Source organism: Amphritea sp. GJ51-11 (assembly GCF_055808735.1).
On the sequence record NZ_CM147881.1, the window covers coordinates 1,290,099 to 1,302,023 of the forward strand.

At 47.2% G+C, this 11,925-nt stretch carries 9 protein-coding genes and 1 pseudogene; 6 read left to right on the top strand and 4 right to left on the bottom strand.

The genetic code is table 11. From position 1 onward, the window contains the following. Positions 1 to 9: 9 nt before the first annotated feature. The 6 genes and pseudogenes from AC0L4K_RS05590 (at position 10) to AC0L4K_RS05615 (ending at position 6,200) form a co-directional block, all read left to right on the top strand. On the top strand, positions 10 to 1,374 hold the full coding sequence (locus tag AC0L4K_RS05590; protein WP_473268531.1) for an amidohydrolase family protein: 1,365 nt from the start codon (positions 10 to 12) through the stop codon (positions 1,372 to 1,374). 13 nt (positions 1,375 to 1,387) lie between these two features. Beyond that, positions 1,388 to 2,143, top strand: coding sequence for an aspartate/glutamate racemase family protein (locus AC0L4K_RS05595; protein ID WP_320135507.1), 756 nt, complete (start codon positions 1,388 to 1,390; stop codon positions 2,141 to 2,143). Between the two features lie 231 nt (positions 2,144 to 2,374). After that, positions 2,375 to 3,823, top strand: a complete 1,449-nt coding sequence (hydA, locus tag AC0L4K_RS05600) for a dihydropyrimidinase (protein ID WP_473268532.1) — start codon at positions 2,375 to 2,377, stop codon at positions 3,821 to 3,823. Then, positions 3,811 to 4,584 carry a hypothetical protein gene (locus tag AC0L4K_RS05605; protein ID WP_473268533.1) on the top strand — a complete coding sequence of 258 codons (774 nt, stop codon included), beginning with the start codon at positions 3,811 to 3,813 and terminating at the stop codon, positions 4,582 to 4,584. The genes hydA and AC0L4K_RS05605 overlap by 13 nt, the downstream gene beginning before the upstream one ends. Before the next feature lie 252 nt (positions 4,585 to 4,836). Next, positions 4,837 to 5,277: pseudogene (locus AC0L4K_RS05610) on the top strand (transposase); the annotation flags it as partial. Positions 5,278 to 5,522: 245 nt separating this feature from the next. Further along, positions 5,523 to 6,200: a DUF1826 domain-containing protein gene (locus AC0L4K_RS05615; protein ID WP_473268534.1), complete on the top strand. Its 678-nt coding sequence runs from the start codon at positions 5,523 to 5,525 to the stop codon at positions 6,198 to 6,200. 650 nt (positions 6,201 to 6,850) lie between these two features. Here AC0L4K_RS05615 and AC0L4K_RS05620 read toward each other — a convergent pair. The 4 genes from AC0L4K_RS05620 to AC0L4K_RS05635 all read right to left on the bottom strand — a co-directional run bounded on the left by AC0L4K_RS05620 (position 6,851) and on the right by AC0L4K_RS05635 (position 11,916). Beyond that, a complete protein-coding gene (locus tag AC0L4K_RS05620; protein ID WP_473268535.1) occupies positions 6,851 to 7,675 on the bottom strand; it encodes a phosphodiesterase in 825 nt (274 codons plus the stop codon). A 22-nt stretch (positions 7,676 to 7,697) separates the two neighbouring features. After that, positions 7,698 to 8,570, bottom strand: coding sequence for an EamA family transporter (locus tag AC0L4K_RS05625; protein ID WP_417228181.1), 873 nt, complete (start codon positions 8,568 to 8,570; stop codon positions 7,698 to 7,700). Between the two features lie 179 nt (positions 8,571 to 8,749). Continuing rightward, the gene (gene pdxR / locus AC0L4K_RS05630) at positions 8,750 to 10,237 is read right to left on the bottom strand and encodes a MocR-like pyridoxine biosynthesis transcription factor PdxR (RefSeq protein ID WP_473268536.1); all 1,488 of its coding nucleotides are present in this window, start codon (positions 10,235 to 10,237) and stop codon (positions 8,750 to 8,752) included. Between the two features lie 221 nt (positions 10,238 to 10,458). Then, on the bottom strand, positions 10,459 to 11,916 hold the full coding sequence (locus tag AC0L4K_RS05635) for an APC family permease (protein WP_473268537.1): 1,458 nt from the start codon (positions 11,914 to 11,916) through the stop codon (positions 10,459 to 10,461). Positions 11,917 to 11,925 lie beyond the last annotated feature (9 nt).

Below are 11,925 nucleotides of genomic sequence, written 5' to 3' on the forward strand. Positions count from 1 at the left end.
TCTAAATTTATGAATACTACCAATACACATGAGCTGTTTGATTTAGTCATTTATGGTGCTCGAGTGCTAACGGTTGATCCGTTACTCGGGGAAATTCCTAATGCGCTGTTGATCATCGATCAGGGCCGTATTCTGAAGGTCAGCCATTATGATTCGCAGATACCGCTTCCGAAGGCTAAGCAGACCTTGGACCTGTCTGGCCGGGTCATCACACCGGGTTTTATTAATGTTCATACACATACCATTCTAACAATGGTACGTGGCGTCGCAGAAGATATGGGGTTTGCGCCGGCTTATACGCCTGGAGTCCCTCATGGGCATGATGTTTCAGAAGAAGAGGCGGTTGCATTAGCACGGTTAGGTGCAGCCGAGGCTTTGTTATTTGGTTCAACACTGATCAACGATAGCTTTGTACATGCCGATCTTACTTTGCCGGCGATGGGTGAGTTAGGCATGCGCGTTATCACCTGTGGACGAATACACGATGTCGATTTTACCCGAGTGCATCAGGGTATTTGGCAGCATGACATTGCCATTGGTGAACGACGGCTTGAAGAGGCTCTTGCGCTACATGACCGATGGCACGGGAAAATGGATGGCCGACTCGGCACTGAGCTAGCGGCGCATGCACCAGACACCTGTTCACGCGCCTTGCTTGAGCAAGTTGTCAATGTGCGTGATCGTCACGGTATTCGTGTTAACGGACACCTTTCTCAAAGCGTTAAAGAAAACCAGCGTATTGCTGAGCGTGAAGGGATGACGCCGACAGAGCTACTTGATGATGTTGGCTTGCTGGGTTCTCAGTTTACGGCGGCGCACTGTATGTATGTTACTGACAGTGATATCGAGAAAATAGGCCGTAGTCGAACCAGTGTTGCCCATGTGCCGCGGGGCAATGCGACAGGGGGGCGAATAGCACCCACAACTCAGTTAAGGGCGGCAGGGGCTAACCTCGCATTGGCGACAGACAATATGCATGGCGATATGGTTGAAGTGATGCGCTGGGCATTAATCATGGGACGAGTGCAAGAAAGTGCGATCACTGATAACTGGCAGCCTCACCATGTGCTGGAAATGGCAACGATGGGTGGTGCGCGGGCACTCGGTTTAGAGGATACGCTGGGGTCTATTAGTGAGGGTAAGTTAGCTGATTTAGTGGTGTTTAATTTCCAACGACCTCACTTGGTGCCTCTGATCGATGCCCTAGGTAACTTGGTACATACCGCTCAAGGTAGAGATGTCGATATGGTGATCTGCCAAGGTGAGATAGTGGTGAAGAATGGTGAGCTTTGTTTGGCTGACCAAGATGATCTGCTTGATCAAGCACAGCGAGCGGCTGAGAACCTGTGGGCAAGAGCTAAAGCTCAAATTTAAAGGATATAGAAGCATGCGTATTTTAATTGTTAACCCGAACATCTCCACCAGTGTGACCGCATTGATCGAAGCTGAAGCGCGTCGAGCGGCGCTTGCTACCACTGAATTGACCGTCAAAACCGCTGAGCTAGGTGTGGCTTATATCGAAACTCGGGCTGAAGCGGCAGTTGGTGCCTATGCCACGTTGAATCAATTAGCTGAGCATTATGAAGGCCATGATGCTGCGATTGTTGCCGCTTTTGGTGATCCAGGGTTGGCAGCTGCACGAGAGATGTTACCGATTCCCGTGGTTGGTCTCACGGAAAGCTCTTTGATGAGTGCCGCCCAATTAGGTGGACGTATTGGCATTATCGCCATTTCGCAGCGTATTAAGGCTTGGTATGAAGAAACCGTTGTTCAGTACGGTATGGGAAGTCGTCTATGTACAATTCGTTGTTTAGATGAGTCTCTATCAGACATCGCCACAGTGCAGCAAGATCAAGAAGAGCGTTTAATTCAACTGTGCCATCAGGCTGTTAAAGAAGATCGTGCCGATGTTCTTATTATTGCCGGCGCGCCGTTGGCCGGTTTAGCGCGCAATGTTGTTGATCAAATCAGCGTACCGATTGTCGACGGGGTGAGTTGCGCCGTTAAACAGGCAGAGCTATTGGCGATGTTGGCAGCACGTAAAGCGAGCAGCGGTAGTTATGCTCAGCCGCCGAGTAAGCTTTGCCAAGGGTTATCACCTGCACTGTCTGCATTAATCGGACGTGAACTAACGTCCGAATAGCCTATCAGGCCCAACTTCACATAAAGACATCCGTATGCCGAAAAGCATTTAAGCATGATGGTTATCAGCCATCGCTTTGGCGTGTTTTTGCCGCCTGTACGGTGTTGTTCTCTATTTATGTCGCTGAGCTTGTTAGTACTAAACACATGAGTTATGTGTCATATAAAAAACCGTTGAGATGTAAGGCCCTTGTTGTGGCTCGATGTTGCTTAATGGTAGGAGTTGTAATGTATGTCTGAGTTTGATCTCGTTATTCGCAACGCTCGTTGTGCAACTGCTGCAGATACTTTCTGTGCCGATATTGCGATCCGTGATGGGCGTATTGTTTCTCTAGGCGAAGCGCTCGGTAAGGGTAAGGAAGAGATTGATGCTGCGGGTCGCTGGGTGTTGCCCGGTGGAATTGATGGGCATTGTCATCTGGATCAACCCACGAACGATGATTCACGAATGGCGGATGACTTTGTTAGTGGCACTCGCTCTGCTGCTTGCGGCGGAACCACCACTATTATTCCCTTTGCTTGCCAAATAAAGGGTCAAAGTTTACGAGCTGCGGTTGATGATTATCATCAACGTGCGGGTAATAAAGCCTGTATCGATTATGCTTTTCATTTGATCGTGACGGATGCTACGGAAGATGTGTTGAAGCGAGAGCTACCTGAGTTGATTAGCGAAGGTTACACATCCTTTAAAATCTATATGACCTATGACGATCTTAAATTAGCAGATCGCGAAGTGATTGATGTCTTAGCGGTTGCTCGAGCTCATGGCGCGATGGTGATGGTACATGCGGAAAATGCCGACTGTATCGCTTGGTTGACTGAACGCTTGCTAGCGAATGGCCACAGTGGGCCTAAGTATCATGCTGATGCTCATCCGATGCTGGCAGAACGAGAAGCCACTCACCGTGCTATCGCCTATGCTGAGCTGGTGGACGTACCCATTTTAATTGTGCATGTGTCAGCTCGGGAAGCAGTGGAACAATTACGTTGGGCTCACTCTCATGGTTTACGTGTGTATGCAGAAACCTGTCCACAATATCTGTTTTTGACCGCTGACGACTTGGCCCATGAGGATGAGAAAGAAGGGGCTAAATGTATTTGTAGCCCACCGCCTCGTGATAAGGCTAATCAGGAAGTTATCTGGAGCGGACTTGAAAATGGAGTGTTTCAAGTGTTTTCCTCTGATCATGCGCCGTTTAAGTTTGCGGGGCCCGATGGTAAGTTTTCGGCGGGTGAGGATGCGAGTTTCGACAAAATTCCGAATGGTATTCCAGGGCTTGAAACACGCCTTGCACTATTGTTTAGTCACGGCGTAGAAACAGGTCGCTTGAGTATCGAACAGTTTGTTGCGTTAACGGCGACTAACGTGGCGAAGATGTATGGGCTCTACCCTCGTAAGGGCTCTATCGCCATAGGATCAGATGCCGATCTGGTGATCTGGGATACGGGTATACAACGGAAGATTCGTAACGCAGCACTTCATCATGAGGTGGATTACACGCCCTATGAAGGTATCCCGGTTAATGCTTGGCCCGCTATCACGCTGTGTCGTGGCCAAAGGGTTTGGCAGGATGGTCAGTATTTGGGTAAGGAGGGGATGGGAGAGTTTTTGCCTTGTCAGTTGCCGACACCGGCGAGACCTAAGCCTAGACCTGAAGGTGGTGTCTCATGGATCGGATAAGTTTCCCTTTAGAGTCTCAACTGCTTGATCGTTTGGCGGATGCTTGGCAAACGGGTCGACCGATTCCATACAAAGATGCTTGCCTGTTGTCTCCTCTAACCGATCAGCAGGCTTATGATACGCAGCGTAAACTGGGTAATCGATTAGGGTGGTGGCCTAATGGTCGACCAACAGCTTGGAAGCTGGCAACCGGATCACCGCCGAAAGTTGCGCCTGTGCCGGATGCTCGATTATTTACACAGGATGTTTCTGTGGTTGATGATTACCGTCCCGCAACCCTATGTGGTATTGAAGTGGAACTTGTATGTGAGTTAAAACAACCGATTACGGCGAATATGTCTTTGGATGAGTTGGCCGCTGCCATCGCGGCAACCTATGCAGGGATTGAGATCTTTGATGTGCGTGGCGAAGATTGGCAGTACCTTCCAGAGCGCTTTTTACTGGCTGATCTACAGATGCATGGCGCGTTAATCCTTGGCGAAAGCGTGCCCGGTTGGCAACCGGATAATCGGCTGGTGATTAGTGCCGGTGATGTCGATCTTAGCCAGCGTCAATTCGTACCACAAATTCCTGATTTATTGGCATCCCTGCCGTGGTTAGCCGAGCATGCTATGCAACAAGGCTGGCCTTTGACAGCAGGAGACCTGATTGCAACGGGTAGTTGGTGTGGCTTGCTTGAGCTACCTGCGGGTACGCCGGTGAAAGCCAGCTTTACTAACGTTGGCAGTGTTAGCTTTGTGACATCAAAGGTCGATACATGAGGTGCGATGACTGTATTTTTTAGTGGGCGCGAATTGCTCAGAATCAGGCTATTTGTAATATCGATCCACTATTTTTTCACCGAATCCTTCAATGGCCGTGTACGGACAATTATTTATCGACATTAGCGCTTATCTTTATTCTACGAAGTAGGGCTATTGAATTTGATCATCCTAGAGTCGGGTAAGTGCGTTTTCGGGATAAAAGTGTCACCCAATGGAGATGACTGCTGCAAAGTCACGTTGGTGAATTAGTTGACACCTTGGGGTCAGCTTGAAGCGGTGATTGAGCCTTTCTACCCAAAAGCAGGAAAAAGAAGAAGACCGTATCCTCTGTCGACTATGTTTCGCATTCACTGCATGCAGCATTGGTACAACATGAGCGACCCTGCCATGGAGGATGCGCTTTATGACATCGCGTTCATGCACTTGTTCATTGGGTTATCGTTGGACGCTGCGACTCCTGACTACGCTACCATTATGACTTTTAGGCATTTATTTAAAAGAAGAGACGATCGTTGATGCCACCATTATTGAAGCGGCTAGCTCAACGAAAAATAAGGCGAAAGCACGCGACCCCGAAATGCACCAGGCTCAGAAAGGGAAGCAGGGCTTTTTCGGGTTAAAAGCCCATATTGGCGTCACGCCAGAACAGGGTTAACTCACAGTTTAAGCACGACAGTCGCCAACGTACATGTGTTTAGAATTGACCAGATGATACGAGCCGCAAGGGTTAATCCGTTCAAAATCCACTAAACAAGGCTAAATAAGCTTGTTCAGTGGTGAAAAGGATCAAAACAGATGACATTCTGTGCTTTTTCATTCGAGAGAAAGGGAATGAGTATTTTGTGACTTCTTAATTGTAGTTTCCTTAGAATAACTTGATTAAAGATGTTATAACATAACTTAAATGAGATGTGGCAAGTATGTTAGGTGTTGGTATGAATGTGGTAGAGCGGGAAGAAAGTCGGGCAGGTTGTATTGGTCTTGGAGAGCAGAGCTATGCATCAGGTTTAATGCCTGAAGTGATGACAAAGATTTATCAGGAACAGATAAATCTAGTCGTATTAGAGCGAACGTTGGCAAAAGAAGTAGCTGGCTATTGCCAGTTGCTAGTCAAAAACAAACCTGGTTTTAATCTTCGCTCTGTCATAAATCCTGAGAAAGCGGTTTCGTCTCTAAGATCTCTATTGCCTGATCTGGAAAGCCAATCAGCGTTCATCGATGATCTGGCATTGTTGCTTGATATGTATGCCTGCTTGTTTGAACTTGATGAGGTTGGTGTAAGGCTACAGGTGCTGGATCGTGCGATGTGCCCCCGTTTCCATACTGACAAATTAGGTTGTCGTTTAGTCAGCACTTATCAGGGGCAAGGAACAGAGTGGCTTCATAATAGTGATGTAGACCGCAGCAAGTTGGGCTCTGGAAATATGGGTTTGAGTGACGATGAGTCAGGGCTGATTTTTGGTCCAGCTTGTATACAACAGGTTAACTCGGGAGATATTGTTCTGTTAAAAGGCGATGGCTGGTATAGCAATGATGGGTTGGGAGCGGTGCATCGTTCTCCGGCAGTTTCCGGTGGTGAAAAGCGCCTTGTTGTTACTATGGATTTTGCTTGAGAGTGAAACATAACTTAGTGAGTCGAGGGTTTTAGAATAAATACGATAGCGGGGGAATAAGCGGTTCACTACTGATCGTTAAGCCACCATTCTTATGTGAAAGTTAAAGATTAACGTTTGCCATGAAGTCAGTAGAGGAAGTTAGCCTCCTCTCTATTAATGAAATTGAAGAGACTCGATTCGGTCGTTCAATGATCATCAATCTAGCAGAAAATCTACAGGCTGAATAAAGTCGAATTCAAAACGCTAAGCCATGCACTTAATCCAATAATACTCAGGAGTGTGTATAGAACATTCCAGCGGTAGGTGATTATCCTCGGCAGGCAGCCCGTTATTTTACTGATCAGTAGTGTCGGGATAGCAACCGGAGATGAGTTCATTGGTAAGCGTGGATTGCTCAAGTGGTTGTGTTTAATATCATGTCCAATGATGCTAAAGCGCTCTTGTTTACTACTAGCCGTTCATTGCGTACAGGCCGATCATCCTTCCCCGCTTTGGTAAAGTCAGCGTCATAAGTTTTCCGCCGTGATGTATACAGAAAAAAGCCTGCGTTAGGCGCAGGCTAGGGAACGTTTCCCTTAAGAGGATGGTAAGGTGCCCATCCATAGATCCTAGTGACGGGAGTCAGAACTAGGACCGAACCGTGAACATTAATGGGTGCTTTTTGGCGGCGTTGGCACACCTTCGGTGACTCCACCGGGGTAATCACCAATAAATGTTAGATGCGAAACCAGTCCCGTGTTCTCAGACCAGTAAAAGAGTCTGCAGATACCAGGTTCAAATACTGGATCGATATCGGGTACTTCATCCATTAATAGATCGTAGGAAAACGCTGAACTACCGGTGACAAATAGTAAGGTATCCGCCCAATTTACCGTGGCGTCACGATGCAAGTGCCCACAGGCTATGGCTTTTACTTGTCGGTGTTGTTCGATTATCTGCTTCATCTTATCGCCATTTTTACAATTCATCGCATCCATATAAGGATATTGAACTGGCGCAGGAGGGTGGTGCATAAATATTAAAGTTGGTTTGTTCGGTTGTTCACTTAGGGTTTGTTCTAGCCATTGTAATCGTTCATTACAAAGTAGACCGTGATGCTGACCTGGATCGAGAGTATCTAATGCAATCAATCTTAATGGTAATTCTTCGATCGTGTAGTTAAGAAAGTTACTATTGCTCTGCAGATAGCCGTGATCAGAAAATATATCTCGAACCCGCTGGCGGTGATCATGGTTTCCCGGAACGATCAGGTATGGCATTTTTAGAGTATCAAGTGCTGCTTTCGTACGAATATAATCCTCTTCTCTTCCGTGGTTGGAGATGTCGCCGGTGATGACAACTAAATCAGGTTGCGCATCTAGAGCGTTAATGTGGTCGACTGCTTCTAGTAGGCGATGATATAGGTCAATTGGGCCTGCAGTGGTTTCAATGATACGTCCGACATGAAAATCGGTAATTTGTGCAATTAGCATAAGTTTTCCCGCCTATGATTAATCAAACGCCAGACTGCGCTAGAAGAAAAATTGAGAAAGCAGCGCAACCGACAGCTGCTAGTTTGCGTTTGGTTATATGTTCCATTTTCATCATCACAGAAACCGCCATTGCAACAATAAAGCTCATATTGGCGATAGGGACCAGTACGCTGGCCTCTCCCCGCTCTAAGGCGGCGATAAGGAAGTTGACGATCATAAAAATGAGTACCCCGGATAAAGCAGAGTAACGCAATTTATCTAGGGATATACGGACACGCTTTTCTCGTATTAAGGCATAAAGAAAACCGCCGATGATCCAGCAAATTGAAGAGATCAGCATCATCGTGGCAGGCTGAGCACCTTCAGATATTCCGGCTTTGGAGATAACGCCATAACTTGCACGAACGATAGCAGCTAGCATTGCGACTACGAGGAATACCCGCGCCATGCTTGCCGCCTCATCAAGAGAAACATGTTTGTTACGTTTATAGAGAATTAAGACGCCAATAACACCGCACAGAACCCCAGCACCTTTCATCCAGCCGAGAGATTCGCTGAGGAAGATAAATGAAAACACAACCACGCCAATGGTATTTAGACGGTAGATAGTAGATCCGAGGCTGACATCCAGATGCGTAAGGCTTTCCAATAACAGAATATTGGCTAAAGCAACTGCGATACCTGCTGCAATGCCGTAATACAATGTGGCTTCATTCAATATGATTGCTTGGTCATTAACCACGAACATCGTTAGCTGTAACATTGTCCAGATAATGCCAATACCACAGATATACATGCCCCGGGAACGTTCTTTTCCACAATACTTCTTGAAGACTACGTCGCTAAAGCCTGCTGCTAATAGGCTAAGTAACGCAAAAAATACACCACTAGTCATGGGCTTTGTATCCTTTGATCTTATTGTCAAATAGGTTGATGAAGTGGTCCCACTGGGACTTACTGTGAATCTAGATTAAGGAGAATAGCGGTTAGCTTAAATGTCCAATAAATAGATTGTCATAAGGCCGCTTTGTCTGAGCATGTAGGGTAGTGCCGACACCTAATGTGTCGGTTCAGCTATAGCATACTTCGAATGGCGTCTGCTAGAAGGGAGGCTGCTGCGGGCATCGATTCAGGGTCCACGCAGCTGAAACCAATGAGCAGCCCTGGTGGTTGAATGCTGTTTACGCAGTAGATTGATAAAGGAATGACATCGACGCCAAATTCTCTAGCGCGGATACTTACAGCGCGGTCGTCGAGATGTTCTGGCAGCCAGCCTATTAGGTGCATACCTGAATTTGAGGGTGCTGGTTTTATTAGACCCTGGCAGTATTGCTCTAAAACGTCGAGCAACGCCTGTTGGCGTTCAAAGTAGAGGTTGCGCATCTTGCGTATATGTGCAGTGAAGTAACCTTCACTGATAACGTCAGCCAGAATCGCTTGGGGCATGGTTGGTGCGGCCCGGTCGAGTAAGCTGTAAACGTTAGCAAAGCTTTCAATCAGAGGTTTGGGTACAACGAGGTATGCCAGCCTGAGTGAAGGAAACAGTACTTTACTAAAGGTACCTATATATATTACGTGGTTGTATTCATCTAGACCTTGCATGGCGGTTAATGGGCGGTCTTTAAAGCGAAACTCACTATCGTAGTCATCTTCAATTAGCCATGCACCTGTCTTATAAGCCAGTTGTAGTAACTCTAATCGACGGGAGAGACTGGTTGTTATGCCAAGTGGGTGTTGGTGAGAAGGAGTCACCATAATCATTTTAGGCTGGGCTTCGAGGCTCAAGCCTGCTTTTATATCGATACCTTCATGGTCTAAGGGGACCGGTACTATACGCGCTCCGGCACCTTGCATTACTTGGCGGGCGGCGATATGACCCGGGTCTTCAACCCAAGCGCTATCACCCTCATCCATTAGCGCCCATGTACAGAGGCAGAACGCTTGTTGTGCACCACTGACGACCAGTACTTGTTCTTCATCACAGTTCACCCCACGGGCATCGCGCAAGTAAGCAGCGATCTCTTGACGTAAAGGTAAGTATCCACGCGGATCGCCATAGTTGAGCATGTGGCTGCGAGCCCGACGCCAGTGCTTACCGGATATTCGCGTCCAGGTTTGAATTGGAAACTGATCTAGGGCGGGTGTTCCTGGATGGAATGGTCGAGGCGTTTGGTGATGGACTATCTTATCGCGGGGCTGTAGCGCCCGTCCCCGATCTGATATTCGGCCCAGCAGATTTTTATCGCTGTTGACGGGAGTGATGTTAGGTTGGTCGGGAGATAGGTCGCAGGAGTTTAAGTGTGCAACAAAGGTTCCTGAGCCTGTTTTTGCTTCAAGATAACCTTCTGCGATCAGTTGCTCATAAGTGTTTTGCACGGTCAGGCGAGAGACGCTCAAGGTCGTTGCTAATTCACGAGTTGAAGGTAGCTGTGTGCCCGTTTTCAATTGGCCGGAAAGAATCGCTTCGCGTAATTGTGTCCCAAGTTGACGAAACTTGGGTATAGCTGAATCCTGAGATAGTTGGATCATTGATAATAAAGCGCTACGAGAATATCGAGCCATGTCATGTTCCTGTTATTTACTTTAGCGTGCGGCTATCCCTGTTATGTCTTTAATTTATGGTGACTTATAACGTTTATGTCTTGGTCATTTTTACTTAGTGTACTCGATTCGAAAGATATAGAAACATGTTGAGTGTTCTTTAATATGTATTCTATGATTTGAATATATGTAGGGAAAAAAGGGCCAGAACTTGTCGTGAAAGTGCTGGCCCACTGGTCACATTACCGAGCTAACACAGCCTCTTTTTCTTCTTCCTGAGAGAGTGTGTGGTTTGAATTAATCTCAGCGTCTAAGATCGCTTTCACTTCACTTTCACTGTGTTGTGCAGATGTCATGATATAAAGAATTACCCCGAAAAGAGTCCAACCGAGAACAATAGCCCATTCAGGCTGAGTCAGAGCTGCAGGGCTGCCCGGTAGATACAAGGTACCAATGCCTGCAGACAAAACAACAGCTGACCAGCCAACCAGTTTCCCCATAGGGACGCGGAAAGGGCGTTTCATTTCAGGTGCTTTTTTCCTCAAAATTAGAAAACTGAAAGCAACAAGGGCATAGGCGACGATGATGCCAAGTCCGCCAGCGTCGACTAACCAAACCATTGATTTTCTACCCATTAATGGTGCTAATGTGCTGATAATTCCGATTAAGATAATGGCATTTACTGGGGTGTTATAAACAGGGTGTAGTTTGGCAAGAAAAGAGGGAAGCATACGGGCGCGTGCCATAGCATAAATAGCACGACTGCCACCAACATAGAAGGCATTCCAGCTAGTCACGATGCCGCCTAGGCCGGCCAGAACAATTAACTTTCCACCCCAAGTCGCACCTACGAGAGCAGACATTGCATCAGCCACTGGAAGGCTTGAATGCTTTAATTCTTCGGTGTCTAGTGCGACAGCGACGGACAGGGTGATAAATGCGTACCAGCATGTAGCGATGATCACGGATACGATGAGAATCTTACCTATCTCTTTATAGGGAAGGTCGATCTCTTCTGCTGCCTGTGGAATAACGTCAAAACCGATGAACATGAGCGGTACCATGACGATGACACCCATAATGCCTTTATAACCTTCGGTAAATAATGGGTCGGCCTTGGCGGTATCGCCTTCAAGTAGTGCGCCTGACATTAGCATTGCACCGGCGATTAAAATGAGAATAGTAACCACTTTTTGAAACAGCGCGGCACTTTTTACTCCGCGGTAGTTTATCCACATCATAACGATTGAACCGACGATGCCGACGAGAACCCAGGTGGCGTACACATCCCAGCCGGCAACGGTATATAAGTAGCCGACTTTATAATGGGGGAAGATATATTCCAGCACCGTAGGCAATGCAACAGCTTCAAATGCAATCACTGATATGTATCCGAGTAGCATCGCCCAAGTACATATGAAGGACCATTTAACACCCATGGCTCGATAGCTGTACACATGTTCGCCACCGGTAATCGGCATGGCGGAAGCAAGCTCTGCATAGGTCAAACCGATAAGAATGACCGCGACGCCCCCGATTATAAAAGCACTAAAAGCCCCCAACGCACCTGCTGAAAGTACCCAGTTACCAGCCAAGGCGACCCAGCCCCAGCCGATCATGGCACCAAAGGCGAGTGCCATAACGTCTTGCCGACCCAGTACGCGTTTAAGCGAACCTGAGTTTTGCTTAGATGAATTCATAATGTCTCC